Origin of the sequence: Geodermatophilus amargosae (assembly GCF_900116515.1) — a bacterium.
Lineage (GTDB): Bacteria > Actinomycetota > Actinomycetes > Mycobacteriales > Geodermatophilaceae > Geodermatophilus > Geodermatophilus amargosae.
In genome coordinates this window covers 241,628-256,615 of sequence record NZ_FPBA01000004.1, presented here as the reverse complement: position 1 = coordinate 256,615, position 14,988 = coordinate 241,628, and the positions used below count along the sequence as shown (strand labels likewise).

The 14,988-nt window shown below is 72.1% G+C and carries 15 protein-coding genes; all 15 read left to right on the top strand.

The genetic code is table 11. The features are described 5' to 3' along the window. The first annotated feature begins 11 nt into the window (after positions 1 to 11). Positions 12 to 1,019, top strand: a complete 1,008-nt coding sequence (locus BM414_RS08405; RefSeq protein WP_093578974.1) for a sugar phosphate isomerase/epimerase family protein — start codon at positions 12 to 14, stop codon at positions 1,017 to 1,019. Next, the gene (locus BM414_RS08400) at positions 1,019 to 1,414 is read left to right on the top strand and encodes a C-glycoside deglycosidase beta subunit domain-containing protein (protein ID WP_075015896.1); all 396 of its coding nucleotides are present in this window, start codon (positions 1,019 to 1,021) and stop codon (positions 1,412 to 1,414) included. Before BM414_RS08405 ends, BM414_RS08400 begins: the two co-directional genes overlap by 1 nt. Beyond that, a complete protein-coding gene (locus BM414_RS08395; protein WP_093578973.1) occupies positions 1,414 to 1,818 on the top strand; it encodes a C-glycoside deglycosidase beta subunit domain-containing protein in 405 nt (134 codons plus the stop codon). The genes BM414_RS08400 and BM414_RS08395 overlap by 1 nt, the downstream gene beginning before the upstream one ends. A 2-nt stretch (positions 1,819 to 1,820) precedes the next feature. Further along, the gene (locus BM414_RS08390; RefSeq protein WP_093578972.1) at positions 1,821 to 2,855 is read left to right on the top strand and encodes a sugar phosphate isomerase/epimerase family protein; all 1,035 of its coding nucleotides are present in this window, start codon (positions 1,821 to 1,823) and stop codon (positions 2,853 to 2,855) included. Beyond that, on the top strand, positions 2,852 to 4,363 hold the full coding sequence (locus tag BM414_RS08385; protein WP_093578971.1) for a GMC oxidoreductase: 1,512 nt from the start codon (positions 2,852 to 2,854) through the stop codon (positions 4,361 to 4,363). Before BM414_RS08390 ends, BM414_RS08385 begins: the two co-directional genes overlap by 4 nt. Continuing rightward, the gene (locus tag BM414_RS08380) at positions 4,360 to 5,865 is read left to right on the top strand and encodes a GMC oxidoreductase (protein ID WP_093578970.1); all 1,506 of its coding nucleotides are present in this window, start codon (positions 4,360 to 4,362) and stop codon (positions 5,863 to 5,865) included. Before BM414_RS08385 ends, BM414_RS08380 begins: the two co-directional genes overlap by 4 nt. Next, positions 5,862 to 7,166: a C-glycoside deglycosidase beta subunit domain-containing protein gene (locus tag BM414_RS08375; RefSeq protein WP_093578969.1), complete on the top strand. Its 1,305-nt coding sequence runs from the start codon at positions 5,862 to 5,864 to the stop codon at positions 7,164 to 7,166. The genes BM414_RS08380 and BM414_RS08375 overlap by 4 nt, the downstream gene beginning before the upstream one ends. A 110-nt stretch (positions 7,167 to 7,276) precedes the next feature. Continuing rightward, complete coding sequence (locus BM414_RS08370; protein ID WP_093578968.1) at positions 7,277 to 8,056, top strand: nuclear transport factor 2 family protein; 780 nt, start codon at positions 7,277 to 7,279, stop codon at positions 8,054 to 8,056. Continuing rightward, positions 8,056 to 9,480 (top strand): MFS transporter, encoded by a 1,425-nt coding sequence (locus tag BM414_RS08365; protein WP_093578967.1) that lies wholly within the window; start codon positions 8,056 to 8,058, stop codon positions 9,478 to 9,480. Before BM414_RS08370 ends, BM414_RS08365 begins: the two co-directional genes overlap by 1 nt. Before the next feature lie 164 nt (positions 9,481 to 9,644). Next, positions 9,645 to 10,613, top strand: coding sequence for a sugar phosphate isomerase/epimerase family protein (locus BM414_RS08360; protein WP_093578966.1), 969 nt, complete (start codon positions 9,645 to 9,647; stop codon positions 10,611 to 10,613). Then, entirely contained in the window at positions 10,610 to 11,584 is a 975-nt protein-coding gene (locus BM414_RS08355; protein WP_093578965.1) for a sugar phosphate isomerase/epimerase family protein, read from the top strand. The genes BM414_RS08360 and BM414_RS08355 overlap by 4 nt, the downstream gene beginning before the upstream one ends. Beyond that, the gene (locus tag BM414_RS08350) at positions 11,581 to 12,540 is read left to right on the top strand and encodes a sugar phosphate isomerase/epimerase family protein (RefSeq protein WP_245784575.1); all 960 of its coding nucleotides are present in this window, start codon (positions 11,581 to 11,583) and stop codon (positions 12,538 to 12,540) included. The genes BM414_RS08355 and BM414_RS08350 overlap by 4 nt, the downstream gene beginning before the upstream one ends. After that, positions 12,537 to 13,523, top strand: a complete 987-nt coding sequence (locus tag BM414_RS08345; RefSeq protein ID WP_093578964.1) for a sugar phosphate isomerase/epimerase family protein — start codon at positions 12,537 to 12,539, stop codon at positions 13,521 to 13,523. Before BM414_RS08350 ends, BM414_RS08345 begins: the two co-directional genes overlap by 4 nt. Further along, a complete protein-coding gene (locus BM414_RS30120) occupies positions 13,523 to 13,933 on the top strand; it encodes a C-glycoside deglycosidase beta subunit domain-containing protein (RefSeq protein ID WP_217644616.1) in 411 nt (136 codons plus the stop codon). The genes BM414_RS08345 and BM414_RS30120 overlap by 1 nt, the downstream gene beginning before the upstream one ends. Then, complete coding sequence (locus BM414_RS08340) at positions 13,930 to 14,988, top strand: sugar phosphate isomerase/epimerase family protein (RefSeq protein WP_217644615.1); 1,059 nt, start codon at positions 13,930 to 13,932, stop codon at positions 14,986 to 14,988. Before BM414_RS30120 ends, BM414_RS08340 begins: the two co-directional genes overlap by 4 nt.

Genomic DNA, 14,988 nt, shown 5'->3' with positions numbered 1-14,988 from the left:
GGAGGACCTCGGTGACCGCACCGGCACACCAGATCAAGCGGGGCGTGAGCCTCTACTCGTTCCAGGAGGAGTACTTCCTGCGGACGATGTCCGTCGAGGACTGCATCCGCGTCGCCGGCGAGGTCGGCGCCCGCGGCATCGAGCTCATCCCGGAGCAGATGATCCCCGGCTTCCCCGCGGTGAGCGACGAGTTCGTCGAGTCCTGGTTCTCCTGGATGGAGCGGTACGGGACGACGCCGGTCGCCACCGACCTCTTCCTCGACACCAAGCTGCACCCGGGCCGCTGGCTCAGCCAGGAGGAGCAGGTCGCCTCGGTCTGCCGCGACGTCGACATCGCCGTCCGCCTCGGCGCGACCGTCGTCCGGGCGATCATCAACACCCCGCCGGAGGTGATGGAGGAGTCGGCACCGTACGCCGAGGAGCAGGGCGTCCGTCTGCTGCTCGAGGTGCACGCGCCCTTCCACTACGAGCACCCGTGGATCCTGCAGCACCTCGAGGTCATGCACCGGACCGGCTCACCGGCGCTGGGCCTGATGCCGGACATGGGCACCTACGTCGAGCGCTTCCCGCGGGTCGTGAGCGAGCGCGCGCTGCGCGACGGTGCCAAGCCCGAGCTGGTCGACCTGGTCGTCTCGACCTACGACGACCACGGCGACACCCACGCGCTCATGGACGTCGTGAACTACCGCGGTGGCGGCCCGGTGGACTTCGGTCTGGCCCGCCAGGCGACGCACTACATCTGGAGCGAGCCCAAGGCGATGCTCGAGCACATGCCCCTGATCGGGCACATCCAGGCGAAGTTCTACGAGATGACCGAGGACGAGGTCGAGTACTCGATCCCCTACGACCGGATCGTCCCGGTGCTCGTCGAGGGCGGCTTCGACGGCTACCTGTCCAGCGAGTACGAGGGCAACCGCCACATCCAGGACGTGCACCCCGTCGACAGCGTCGAGCAGGTCCGCCGGCAGCACGCCATGTTCGCCCGCCTGCTCGGCGAGACCACCGGAGAGGACGCCTGATGTTCGACAAGTACATCGTGTGCGAGGAGGGGTTCCGCACGCTCGACGACGGACGCACCGGCGGCGTCGTGGAGGTCCGGATGCCCTACTACCGGGGCCTGGCGCTGTCGATGGTCGAGGCCGTCGACCTCGTCGTCGACGGCCGGCCCGTGCCGGCCGCGCGCACCACGTTCACGGTGCACGGGAACACCTACCGCTTCGACCAGCTGCCGCGCACCACCGACGACCGCTGGGAGATGGGGGAGCGGGCGCAGCTCGCCTTCGAGACCGACGAGCCGCTGGCCGCGGGGGAGCACGACGTCGCCGTCGCCGTCCGGCTGCGCATCTCGTACATGCCCGTGCCCGGCGGCGGCCGGGACGCCAAGCGCCTGACCCTCGCTGCCCAGGAGATCTGATGGGACCCCTCGACGACCAGGTGGTGCGGGCCGACTCGCTCACCGCCACGCCCGACGGCCTGGACATCGCCGTCTACTCGCACTGGTACCGGGCGCTGCCGCTGCCCTCGCTGGCCCGCGTCGACCTGACCGTGGACGGGGAGCGCATCGAGCCCTCCTCGTTGTCGGTCACCGTGAACGGGCAGCGCCATCCTTTCGCCGCGCTGGCGGAGAAGGGCGACGAGTACTGGTTCACCACCGACCCGGTCGTGCTGCACGTGCCCGTCGAGACCGCCCCCGGACGCGAGCACCGCGTGCGGCTGCTCCTCGGGCTGTCGATCCCGTACATCCTCACCGGCCCGGACCGGGTGCCCCTGGTGGCGCCCAGCCTCACCGACAAGACCCTCACCGCGGCAGGAGCCTGACGATGACCGACACCGCACCCGGCCTGCCGCGCCTGGGCACCACCCTGTTCAGTCTCTCCCTGGAGCAGCGCAAGCCCGGCCGCGACTTCGCCTCGCTGGTGGCCGAGGTGGCGGCGCGCGACCTCGGCCCCGGCCTGGAGATGGTCGCCTTCCAGAGCCTGCGCGGCTGGCCGCGGCTGGACGACGCCGCCGTCCGCGAGGTCCGCGGCGTGATCGAGTCCTCCGGCCTCACCCCCTCGTGCCTGGCCATCAACAACGACCTCGGGCTCTACCCGGGCCGGCTGCTGACCGACGACGAGTCCTACGAGTACGTGGCCGTTCAGGTCCGCGGCGCCGCGGCGCTGGGCTTCCCGGTCGCCCGGGTGGGCGTCGAGACCAGCCCGGCGATCCTGGAGCGGCTCCTGCCCCTGGCCGAGGAACTCGGCGTCGCGGTGGGGGTGGAGATCCACGCGCCGCTGACGATCGAGGCGCCGCCGGTGGCCGCGCTCAAGGAGTTCTTCGTCCGGCTGGACACCCCGTGGCTGGGGTTCATCCCCGACATGAGCTCCAGCATGCGGGCCATCCCGGAGGCCGTCGACGACGCCCACCGCGCCGCCGGCATCTCGCCGGAGCTGACGGCCATGACCAAGCAGCTGTGGGCCGAGCCCGGCCCGACGGTGGCCAAGTTCCCCGAGCTGGAGCGGCGGGCCGCCCAGGCGGGCGCGAGCCCGGCGCAGGTCGGCAACCTGAAGATGCTCTTCACGATGCACGGGAAGATGGAGCCCGAGCGCTGGGCCGACTTCTTCCCGCACGTGGTGCACGTGCACGGCAAGTTCTACGGGATCGTGGACGGCCCCGACGGACTCACCGACCCGTCCATCGACTGGCCGAGGGTCGCCCGCGTGCTGGTCGAGCAGCGCTACACCGGCTTCATCTCCAGCGAGTACGAGGCGCACGCGTACAGCGACCGCTACGACGCATTCGACCAGGTCCGCGCCCAGCACGACATGCTCAAGGGGCTGCTCGAGGCCGAGGCCTCGGTGGTGGTGGCCCGGTGAGCGGGTCGTACGACGTCATCGTCGTCGGCTCCGGCCCGGTGGGGACGGCGGTCGCGCGCGAGCTGGCCGACGCCGGCTCCGGCCTGCGGGTCCTCGTGCTCGAGGCAGGGCAGGCGCTCGGCGACACCGCCGGCGGGCACGTCAAGAACATCGCCGACGTCGACGAGCGCGACCGGCTGCTCGCCGGTCTCGCCACCGGCCCCGGCCCCCTGCCGGGGGGCACGCCGGCCCGGCCGGGGACGACGTTGGTCGGCGCTCCGGACATGCCCAACGCCGCGGTGTCCACCAACGTCGGCGGGATGGGCGCGCACTGGACCGCGGCCTGTCCCCGCCCGGTGGACGACGAGGTGCCCGACTGCGTCGACCCCGCTGTGCTCGACGAGGCGCTGACCCGTGCGGAGGCGCTGCTCGCCGTCACGACGCACGCCTTCGACCGGGCGCCCCTGACCGGCGCGGTGCAGCGGGTGCTGGGCGAGCTGTTCGACCGTCCGCACCGCCGCCCGGCCGGACCGATGCCGGTCGCCGTCACGGTGGGCGAGGACGGCACGCTGCACTGGACCGGTCCGGCGATCATCGCGGGGGACCTGTGGGACCGGACGGACGTCGAACTGCGCACCGGCACTCTCGTCCGGCGGGTCCTCCTCGACGCGGGACGGGTGACCGGGGTCGAGGCAGTCGACCTCGCCTCCGGGGAGCGTCACCAGATCCCCGCCCGTGCCGTCGTCGTCGCCGCCGACGCGTTCCGGACGCCGCAGCTGCTCTGGGCCTCGGGCATCCGCCCGCAGGCGCTGGGCCGGTACCTGACCGAGCACCCGCAGGTCATGGCCGCCTCGCTCCTGGACGAGCGGTACGTCCCGGCGGACGCCCCCATCGACGCCGACCTCCCGGCCACGGCGGCCGCCGCGCCCGGGGGTGGGGCGATCGTCCCCGTCTCCGGGGTCTCCTGGGTGCCCTACGCCGCCGACCGGCCGTTCCACGGTCAGGTCATGCAGATGGACGCCTCGCCGATGCCGCTCGACCCGGGCGTGACCGTGCGTCCCGGTCAGGTGGTCGGCCTCGGCTGGTTCTGCCGGAAGGAGCTCTCGCCGGACAACCGCGTCCGGTTCGACGAGGACGCCGCCGATGAGCACGGGCTGCCGGCCATCCGCATCGACTACGCGCTCAGCGACGTCGACCGCGCGTCGATCGGCGCGGCTGTCGACGAGGTCCGCCGGGCGGCACGAGCACTCGGCCAGCCGCTCGGCGACCCGTTCGTCATGCCGCCCGGCAGCTCGCTGCACTACCTCGGCACGACCCGGATGGGTGCGGCCGACGACGGCACGAGCGTCTGCGACCCGACCGGCCGGGTGTGGGGCACCGAGAACCTCTACGTCGGCGGCAACAACGTCATCCCGACCGCGACCGCCTGCAACCCCACTCTCACCGCCGTCGCGCTCGGTGTCCTCACCGCCCGGTCCCTGGCCGCTTCGCTGGCCGCCACCCCCGTCGCCGAGGAGGCGCACGCATGACCCCCCGAGTTCTGATCGTCGGCAGCGGGCCGACCGGAGCCACCTACGCCCGGCTGCTCCTGGAGCAGGTCCCGGACGTCGAGGTCCTCATGGTCGAGGCGGGGCCGGTCGTGACCCGTCCGATCGGCATGAACGTCAAGAACGTCCCGGACCCGGAGGAGCAGGCGGCGGCGCGACTGGCCTCGCAGGGCCGGTCGCACGAGAGCGGCGTCTCCGGCATCCCGGGCGGCGTGGTCGTCGAGGGGACGATCACCGCGCGGCAGGGCACCCACCTCATCGGCCGGGCCGCCGACGGTTCCCCGGGCATGCCCGCGGCGGCCGGCGCGACATGCGTCGGCGGCCAGGGCGTGCACTGGACCTGCGCCACGCCCGCTCCGACCGGGCCGGAGCGCGCCCCCTTCATCGAGGACGCGGACTGGGAGCAGCACCTCGCCGTCGCGGAGTCGCTGCTGCACGTCCACCGGCCGTCCTTCGACGGCGCGCCCCAGGCCGCGGCGATCCTGGAGCGGATCCGCGACGAGTTCGCGCCGGACGGCATCACGGTGCGCCCCCTGCCGGTGGCCGCCGACCCGCAGGCGGACGGCTCCCTGCGGTGGAGCGGCACCGACGTCGTCCTCGACGGCGTGCCCGACGACGGCAGGTTCACCCTGCGCGCCGAGACGCTGTGCGTGCGGGTGCTCCGCGACGGCGACCGCGCCGTCGGCGCCGTGCTGCGCGACCTGCGCACCGGCGCGGAGGAGGAGGTCCGGGCCGACGTCGTCGTCCTGGCCGCCGACGCGCTGCGCACCCCGCAGCTGCTGTGGGCCTCCGGCATCCGCCCCGAGGCGCTGGGCCGGTACCTGACCGAGCACCCGCTGCTCTTCGGCGTGGTGGCGGTGCGGGGCGACGTCGTGCCGCCGCGGGAGGACCCCGCCGGGCCGGTCGACCCGATCCGGGCCATCATCGCGATCCCGTTCGACGAGGAGCACGGGCACCCGTACTCCGCGCAGATGATGTTCAGCCCCGTCTCGCCGGTACCGCTGCCGGAGGGCAGCCGGTTCCGCGACAACCCCGGTGGCTACGTCGGCATGGGCTGGGGCCTCCGCAAGTGGCCCCGGCCGGAGGACCGGCTCACCTTCGAGGACGACGCGCCCGATGAGAACGGCCTGCCCGGCATCCGCATCGCCTACGAGCTCACCGACCTGGAGGAGGCGGACTTCGAGCGGGCCCGGAAGCACCAGGCCCGCGCCGCCGCCGCGCTCGGCGAGTTCGTCGACGGGATGCCCAGGGTCATGCCGGCCGGCAGCTCGCTGCACTACATGGGGACCGTCCGCATGGGCGAGACCGACGACGGCACCAGCGTCTGCGACGCGTGGTCGCGGGTGTGGGGCGTGCCCGGCCTGGTGCTCGCCGGCAACGGGCTGATCCCGACCGCCAACTCCATGAACCCCACCCTCACCAGCGTCGCCCTCGCCGTGCGCGGGGCCACGGCGCTGGTCACCGAACTCCGAGAAGGGGCATGACCGTGCTCGAGTTCCCGATCATCCAAGGGCGGGGCTTCCGCAACGTCGTCGAGGACGGCCGGGTCACGGGCTTCTCCTTCCGGCTGCGCAACCCCAACTACCGCGGCGGGCCGGCCAGCATGCTCGACGGCATCGAGGTCGTCGTCGACGGCGAGCGGATCCCCGACCACCTGCCGCTGTGGACGCTGCAGGGCCGCACCTTCACCCTCGACGAGCTGCGGGCCTCGACCGACGTCCGCTGGCAGCTCGACGAGCCGGCCACCATCACCGTGCCGAAGCCCGGCGGCCTGTCCGTCGGCGTCCACCGCCTCGAGGCGACGGTCTACCTGCGGCGCTCCTACTTCCCGCCGCCGATCGCCCGGTCGGAGTTCGCGATCGCCGGCTCGGGAGTGATCGTCCCCCCGGTGCCCGACGGCGGCCTGCGGTACTGCGTCTCGACCTACAGCTACACCGGCGACGTGTACACGTCGATGACCCTCGAGGACGTCTTCGCCGACATCGCCGACCTGGGGGCGACCGGCATCGAGGTCCTTGGTGAGGGCAACCTGCCGGGCTACCCGTCGCCCGGCGCGGCCTGGATCGACTCCTGGCACGGGCTGGTCGCCGAGTACGGCCTCACGCCCACGAACTTCGGCTCCTGGGTCGACACGACCCGGTTCTCCGGCCGCGACCTCACCGCGGAGGAGGGCGCCGAGCAGCTCCAGCAGGACCTGCGGCTGGCCAAGGAGCTCGGCTTCACCTCGGTGCGCCCGAAGTTCGGCGTCGTCTCCTGGGACCTCGACCCGCACCCGATCTGGGAGCAGGTCGTCGAGCGCTCGCTCGACCTGGCCGCCGACCTCGACGTCGTCATCTGCCCGGAGATCCACTCGCCGACACCGATCGAGCACCCCGTCACCCAGAGGTACGTCGACTTCATCGAGAAGACCGGTACCGAGCACTTCAAGCTGCTCATCGACACCGGCATCTTCCAGACCGCCGCCGTGCGCGAGGCCGCGGAGAGCCTCGGCACGGACGACGAGGACGACATCCCCGCACCGTTGCGCCCGCTGCGCGTGCCCATGTCCGACCTGGTCGAGGTCCTGCCGCACACGCACTTCATCCAGGCCAAGTTCTTCGAGATCGACGACTCGCTGCGCGACCTGCACGTCCCGTGGGGCGAGATCGTCCCGACCCTGGAGGACGCCGGCTGGAGCGGCTGGCTGTCCAGCGAGTACGAGGGACGGCGGGAGCCCTACCGCGGCCGTGACCAGGTGCGTCGCCAGCACGCCCTGCTGCGCTCGCTGCAGCAAGGCCGCGGCTGACCCGTGCCCCGATCCTGCCGACCGATCACGCCGCGGCCGTTCCGCGGACCGCCCCGCGCGCCCTGGACCCGAGGCCCGTCAACCGCCCCACAGAGGGAGTAGGACACGACATGACCACCATCGACGAGACGCAGGCGCTCGAGCAGCGCCTGGCAGCACTGGAGGAGCGGCTCGCCGCCGCTGAGCTGACCGCCACCCGTGCGCAGGACCGCGGCGCGGTCGACAACGTCTTCAACCGCTACATGCACTACCACAACGCCTACGAGGACGAGCGGATCATCGCCGAGCTCTGGGCCCAGCCGGGCACGCCGGGCATGTGGTCGCGCTACAACAACGTCGGTCGCTACACGACCTACGAGTCGGTGACCGCCTACCACCGGGGCCGGCCGCGCCCGGTCGGCAAGCTGCTCTTCCACTACGCGACGACGCCGGTCATCGAGGTGGGCGCCGACGGGCAGACGGCCAAGGGCATCTGGATCATGGCCGGCCTCGAGTCCGGCCTCATGGACCCCGAGGTGGCGCGCAACGTACCGCCGTGGGTCCTCTCCGGGGGCGACGTCGACGGCAAGCCGGTCTGGGCGCACTGGGTCTGGTGCAAGTACGGCGTCGACTTCGTCAAGCAGGACGGCGAGTGGCGCATCTGGCACTTCCGCTGCTACGAGGTCGCGCGGGCGCCGTTCAACCGGGACTGGATCTCCTTCGCCAAGGACAACCAGGAGAGCCACGACTCGCAGTTGGCCTGGTTCGGCGACGACGGCGTGCCGGTCTTCCTGCCGCCGGTCGACGAGCCGGCCGAGACCGAGTACCACCCCTACGCCAACGACCGCGCGCAGACCCTCGAGCCCCTGCCGCCGGTGCCGTACACCGACTTCGAGGACACGTTCAAGTAGTGGAGACCACGGTTCCCGCGGCGGGGCGGGCCGCCGCCCCGCCACGGCGGCCGGGAGTCCTGCTGGCGATCGCCTGCGCCGCGCAGTTCATCTGCGTCCTGGACACCTCGATCGTCAACGTCGCCCTGCCCCCGATGCAGGAGAGCCTCGGGCTGTCGGCCACCGGCCTGCAGTGGGTGGTGAGCAGCTACACGCTCACCTTCGCCGGGTTCCTCCTCCTCGGGGGGCGGATCGGCGACCTGTGGGGCCGCAAGCGCGCGTTCCTCGGCGGCCTGACGCTGTTCGCCCTCGCCAGCCTGGCCGGCGGCCTGGCCCAGGAGGGCTGGCAGCTGGTCGCGGCGCGCTTCGTCCAGGGCATCGGCGGCGCGGTGCTCGTGCCGACGACGCTCAGCCTGATCACGACCGGGTTCGCCGAACCCCGGGCGCGCGCCCGCGCCCTGAGCCTGCTCACCGCGGCCGCCGCCTCGGGCAGCGCCCTCGGCGGGGTGGTCGGCGGCCTGCTCACCGGCCTGCTCAGCTGGCGGTGGGTGCTCTTCGTCAACGTCCCGCTGGGCGCGGTGCTCGCCGTCGCCGCGGTCTGGGCGCTGACCGGCCGGTCGCCGGGCCACGTCCGGGGCCGGCTGGACCTGCCCGGCTCGGTCACGGTCACCGCCGGGACCGCGCTGCTCGTCGCGGCGGTGATCCTCGGCGAGGAGCGGGGCTGGCTCTCGGTCCCGGCCCTCGGCTGCCTGGTGGGCGCGGTGGCGTCCTTCGCGGCCTTCGTGGCCGCCGAACGGCGTGCCGAGCAGCCGGTCGTCCCGCTGTCGGTGCTGCGCGTGCGGCCGGTCACGGTGGCCAACTCCCTGTCGGCGCTGACCGGCGGGGTGCTCCCGGCGATGATGTTCTTCCTGGTGCTGTACCTGCAGCAGGTGCTCGGGCTGGACCCGCTCCGGGCCGGGCTCGCACTGGCGCCGGCGGCGGTCGGGATCGCACTCGGCGCCCAGGTCGCCTCGCGCACCATCGAGCGGATCGGACCGGCCCGGCTCTTCCAGCTCGGCACCCTGGTGGCCGCCGCGTCGCTGTTCTGGCTGTCCCGGCTGGAGGTCGGCGGCTCCTACTGGACCGACGTCCTGGTCCCCAGCGTCCTGGCCATGGCCGGGTTCGGGGCGGCCGGGCTGCCGCTGACGGTGACCGCCGCGACGGGACTGGGACCCGAGCGCGCGGGGCTGGCCTCGGGGCTGCTGTCCATGTCCCGCCAGGTGGGCAGCGCCGTCGGGCTGGCCGCGCTCGTCGCGGTCGCCAGCACGGCGACGGCCTCGGCCGGTGCGGGTGCCGAGGCCCTCACCCAGGGGTTCGGGATCGGGCTGCTCGCCGGCGCCGGGCTGCAGGTCGCCGCCTGCCTGGGCGGCTTCGCACTGCCCCGCCGGACCTCCCACCCGGCCTGACCTCCCACCCGACCCGACCCCTCATCCGATCCGACCCCTCACCCGATCCGACCCCTCACCCGATCCGACACGGCTCCCACGCCGGATGCGTCGGTGGCCCCGGTCACCGACGCGAGATCCCCGCACGACACCGACGAGAAGACGTTCCAGGAAGCGAGGCCAGGATGGCTTGGACCAAGTGGTCCTACATGGACCACTGGGTGACGGAGACGCCCCAGGGGCCACAGCCCCCGTCGTTCAACCGCGCCTACATGGACCGGTACGTCAAGCAGCTGTCGGCGCTCGGCTTCACGGGCTTCGACACCTTCTTCTTCTACCTGCCCCTCTACGCCGGGATGTACGGCGGCGTGCCGGGCTTCGAGCGGTTCCTGCAGGACAACGGGTTCGAGAAGATCACCGGGATCTTCTCCGCCTACCCGTCGGCGACCAGGTACACCGCGCCGCACGTCCGGGAGACCCACGACCGGATCGTCGCCGACTGCACGAACACCCTGCGCATGTGCGAGGGGCTCACCGGCGTCGAGAACTTCATCGTCATGCCGACGTCCACGTACCACCAGAGCGAGCCGGTCACCGACGACACGATCAAGGTCGTGGCCGACCTGTGGAACCGGGTCGGGAGGCTGACGCTCGAGCACGGCATGACGACGACCTGCCACTTCGAGTTCTGGGGCGCGATCCGCACCCGCGAGCAGGTCGACACGTTCCTCGAGTACACGGACCCCGAGCTCGTCCACTTCTTCTGCGACACCGCGCAGCACACGATCGCCGGCGTCGACCCGGTCCAGCTGTTCCGCGACCACTCCGACCGCTGCACCGGGTTCCACTTCAAGGACACCAAGAACGTCGACGAGCACGAGGCCTACCGCACGCCGCCGGACCCGGAGCTCATGGCGCCCGAGGTGACGCGCTGGTTCTACGAGATGGGCGAGGGCGGCCTCGTCGACTTCCCGGCGCTCATGAAGGAGATCGTCGCCAGCGGCTACGACGGCTGGCTCACGGTCGAGCACGACAAGGCCGAGCTCGGCGGCGGCAGCTACGCCGAGGCCACCGCGGTGGCGAAGTGGTACATCGACAACGTGCTCGCCGAGGCCGAGGCCGAGGCGCGCGCCGAGCTGGAGGCCGCACGATGAGGGACACCCTCCGCTGGGCCTACGCGCTGAACCAGTGGAACGTCCGGCTCGACGTCTTCGTCCGGCACGAGGAGCAGCAGCGGGCGCTCAAGACCGTCTCCGCGTGTGGCTTCGACACCATCGAGCTGGCCTCGGGCACCGGCCGCTGGGACAACATCAGCCGGCCCGAGGTCATCCTGGCCAACCACGGGAGCCACGAGGGGTTCCTCGACTTCCTGCGTCGCGCGAAGGTCCAGGGCGTCTCCAGCATCTTCTGGGACCCGCAGGCACCCACGGAGGAGGAGGAGGGGTATGCCTTCCGCTCGACGGCGAACCCCGGCGACTCCGACGCGATCGTGGAGTGGGCGGAGCCCTTCGTCGACTTCCTCGCCGGTGTGGGGGGCGAGCAGCTCGTCGTCCGCCCGGTGGGCTCGGCCTGGATGTCCCCGCCGCTGGATCCCGACGGGATCAAGGTCGTCGGGGACGTCTGGAACCGGATCGGCGAGCTGACCTCTGCCGCCGGGCTGGGCCTGGCCCTGCACTACGACTGCCTCGGGGCGGTGCACACCCAGGAGGAACTCGTCGGGCTGCTCGACGCGACCGACCCGGCGACCGTCGGGCTGGCGCTCGACACGGCGGAGTTCACGATCGGCGGCATCGACCCGGTCGCCTTCTACCGGGAGCACGCGGACCGCGTCACCCACGTGCACCTGAAGGACACCCGGTACGCCGACGCCGGGGAGGAGTACCGGATGCCGGGCGCCGAGTCGACGATGCTCAAGGGCGGGGCCGGACGGCGCATCGAGCGCTGGTTCTACGAGCTCGGCACCGAGGGCGGTCTGGTCGACGTGACGGGCTTCGTCGCCGCCCTGCGCGAGCGGGACTTCCCCGGCTGGGTCGTCGTCGAGAGCGACCACGGCGGGAACCCGGCCGAGCTGGCGATGCTCAACAGCTGGTACCTGCAGCGCGAGCTGGGGGTGCCGAAGTCGTGAGCGCCGTGACCGAGGACGAGCGCGCGATCAAGTGGTCCTACATGGACCACTGGCGCAGCAACGGCCCCACCGGACCGGTCGACCAGTGGCACTCGCACAAGACGATGTCGGCCTTCCTCAAGCAGATCAAGGCGACCGGCTTCGACGCGATCGACACGTTCGACTTCCGGATCTGGCAGATGTACGGCGACTACGGCGGGCCGGCGAAGTACCAGGAGATGGTGCGGGACCACGGGCTCGAGCGGATCGTGAACACGTTCCACGCCGCCGACTACGACGTCCGGAACTACGCCCCCCACCTCCCGGAGACGCACGCGAACATCCTCGAGGACTTCCGCGTCACCATGGGCCGCTGGTCGGAGATCGAGCTGGACAACATCATCGTGATGCCGGCGACGCTCTTCTACGACATGGAGCCGATCACCGAGGACAAGCTCAAGTACTCCGCGGAGTGCTGGAACAAGGTCGGTGAGATCACCGCCGGCTTCGGCGTGAAGCTGACCTGTCACCACGAGTTCTTCTGCGGCATCCAGAGCGAGCCGGACATCGAGACCTTCTACTCCTACACCGACCCGCGGTACGTGTCGCTGTTCGTCGACACCGCCCAGCACTGCATCGCCGGGCTCGACCCCGTCGCGCTGTACGACCGGCACGCGCACCGCGTCAGCGGCTTCCACTTCAAGGACACCCGCAACGTGGCCACCGGCGACGACCACCGGCACCGCCCCGACTCCGAGATCATGGCGCCGACCACCGGCAAGTGGTTCTACGAGATGGGCACGCCGCACGGCCTCGTCGACTTCGAGGCGATGATGACGGCCGTCCGCGACAACGGGTACCGCGGGTGGATCTCCGTCGAGCACGACAAGGCCAACAAGGAGGGCGGCGACTACTCCGAGAGCACCGCGATCTCCCGCTGGTACGCGAAGAACGTCCTCGAGGAGATCTACCGGTGAGCGGCATCCGCTGGGCCTACGCGATCAACCAGTGGAAGCCGCAGTTCGACGACTTCGTCCGGCGTGAGCAGCACGAGCGCGCGCTGAAGACGATGTCGATCGCCGGCTTCGAGGGAGTCGAGCTGACCTACGGCACCGGGCGGTGGGAGCCGCTGGGCAACCCGCGGCAGCTCGCCGCCAACTTCGGCTCGGTCGCGGGATTCCGGGAGTTCCTGCACAGCTGCGCCGTCGACGCGGTCAGCAGCTGGTACTGGGACCCGGCCGAGCGCTCGATGGAGGAGCTCACCGGGCCGCTGTCCCCGCTCACCGAGGCCGACGTCCCCGCGATCGTGGCCCGGGCGAGCCGGCTCGCCGAGGCCCTCGCCGCGCTCGGCGGCTCCGTGCTCCTCGTGCGCCCGGTCCCGGGCGCCGGGGACGTGGAGCCCCTGGACGACGACGCCCTCGACCGGGTCGCCGCCTGCTGGGAGGCCGCCGGCCGCGCGACGGCGGAGCACGGGATCCGCCTCGCGCTGCACGTGGACTTCCTCTCGGCGCTGCGCCGGGACCACGTGCCGAGCCTGCTGGACCGCACCGATCCCGCGCTGGTCGGCCTCGCTCTCGACACCGGTGAGCTGACCGCCGGGGGGATCGACCCGCTCGCGGTCATCGAGCGGATGGGCGACCGGATCTGGCACGTGCAGTTCAAGGACGCCCTCGCCGTCGACGACGCCGAGGAGTACCTCCAGCCGCACGCGCACTGGACGGTCCGCGTCCGCGGAGGTGCCCGCGAGGTCCGGTGGTTCGCCGAGCCGGGCGCCGAGGGCGGTCTCGTCGACTTCCCGGCGGTCACCCGGGCCCTGGTCGACGCCGGCTACTCCGGCTGGATCGTCGTCGAGAGCGACCAGAGCCCCCACCCCGCCGCCAGCGCACTGCTGGCCGGCTACCTCGTGCAGCGCGAGCTGCGCCCGCTCGTGGGCAGCGCCGCACCGGAGGGGGTCTCCTGATGGCCACCGGCGACACCGTCCTCACCCGGGACAGCCTCTTCCGGCGGCCGGAGGGCCTGGGGATCGCGCTCACCGTGCCCTGGTACCGCAGCCTGTGGCTGTCGAGCGTCAGCTCGATCGCCGTGTCGGTCGAGGGCCGCGCGGTCCCCGGGGACGACCTGCGGGTCGAGCTGGGGGAGCGGACCTTCGGCATCGACGAGCTGGCCGGCCAGTGGGACGTCCTCTGGTTCATCCAGGACCGGCTGGTCGTGGTGGTCCCGCTCGACGACCCGCCCGCCGAGGGCCAGGAGGTCGACGTGGAGGTGACCGTCGACCTGCGGCTGCCGTACATGCAGATCGCCCCGCAGGTCTACGTGACCAACCACGCCAGCAACCGCCGCTCCCTCGTCGCGTCCGGAGCCCCCCGATGACCGCTCCCGCACCCACGCGTGCCGCCGATCCCGCCGTCCCGGGCAGCGGCATCCGCCTGGGCCTGACCCTCTACTCGCTGACCAGCGAGTGGGCCGCCGGCCGCTACGACCTGGCCGGGCTGCTCGACGTCGTCGACGCCGCGGGCATCGGCCCGGGCATCGAGATCGTCGCCTCGCAGACGATCCGCACCTATCCGGACGTGACGCCGGAGTTCGTGCGCGACTGGCGGGACGCGTTCGACCGGCACGGCTTCGTGCCCAGCTCCTTCGGCTGCAACCTCGACACGGGCCGCCGCCGCGACCGGGACATGACCCCGGACGAGGAGTACGACTTCACCGTCGCCCAGTTCCGCAGCGCGCACGCGCTCGGCTTCCCGCTGGTCCGCATCCAGAGCGCGAAGCCGGAGCTGATCCGGCGGCTGCTGCCGGTCGCCGAGGAGCTCGACCTCACGATGGGCTGGGAGCTCCACGCGCCGCTCGGGCCGAACTCGCCGAAGGTGCTCGAGATCCGGGAGACCTACGAGCAGATCGGCTCCCCGCGACTGGGCTTCGTGGCCGACTTCAGCTCGACCATGCACGCCATGTCGCCGACCATCCTCCGCAAGCTCGCGACGATGGGTCTCCGCCGCGAGGAGCTCGGGCGCCTGCAGGAGATCTGGGCGACGGACGCGGACATCAACGCCCGGCACGGGGAGTTCGTCGAGTACCTGCACGCGCGCGGCATCGCCCCGGAGAGCCTCGGCTCGTTCGCCCGGCTGGCGTTCAACATGCACGGCCACGTGGATCCCGCCGAGTGGGCCGAGATCATGCCGCAGATCGTGCACGTGCACGCGAAGTTCTACGACATCGACGAGTCCGGGAACGAGCCGGCCATCGACTACCCGGCGATCGTCCGGGAGTTCGTCCGCGGTGGCTACGCCGGCTTCTTCTCCAGCGAGTGGGAGGGCCACGCCTTCGCCGACCTCGACGAGGCCGACCCGGTCGACCTCGTCCGCAAGCAGCACGACCTCATCCGCCGGTCGATCACGGCCGCCCTGACCGAGAAGGACTCCTGA

Bases quoted from the DNA above. Each gene is read 5' to 3' on its own strand.
- BM414_RS08400 (WP_075015896.1), top strand. From the start codon at position 1,019: ATGTTCGACAAGTACATCGTGTGCGAGGAGGGGTTCCGCACGCTCGAC.
- BM414_RS08395 (WP_093578973.1), top strand. From the start codon at position 1,414: ATGGGACCCCTCGACGACCAGGTGGTGCGGGCCGACTCGCTCACCGCC.
- BM414_RS08390 (WP_093578972.1), top strand. From the start codon at position 1,821: ATGACCGACACCGCACCCGGCCTGCCGCGCCTGGGCACCACCCTGTTC.
- BM414_RS08380 (WP_093578970.1), top strand. From the start codon at position 4,360: ATGACCCCCCGAGTTCTGATCGTCGGCAGCGGGCCGACCGGAGCCACC.
- BM414_RS08375 (WP_093578969.1), top strand. From the start codon at position 5,862: ATGACCGTGCTCGAGTTCCCGATCATCCAAGGGCGGGGCTTCCGCAAC.
- BM414_RS08370 (WP_093578968.1), top strand. From the start codon at position 7,277: ATGACCACCATCGACGAGACGCAGGCGCTCGAGCAGCGCCTGGCAGCA.
- BM414_RS08360 (WP_093578966.1), top strand. From the start codon at position 9,645: ATGGCTTGGACCAAGTGGTCCTACATGGACCACTGGGTGACGGAGACG.
- BM414_RS08355 (WP_093578965.1), top strand. From the start codon at position 10,610: ATGAGGGACACCCTCCGCTGGGCCTACGCGCTGAACCAGTGGAACGTC.
- BM414_RS30120 (WP_217644616.1), top strand. From the start codon at position 13,523: ATGGCCACCGGCGACACCGTCCTCACCCGGGACAGCCTCTTCCGGCGG.
- BM414_RS08340 (WP_217644615.1), top strand. From the start codon at position 13,930: ATGACCGCTCCCGCACCCACGCGTGCCGCCGATCCCGCCGTCCCGGGC.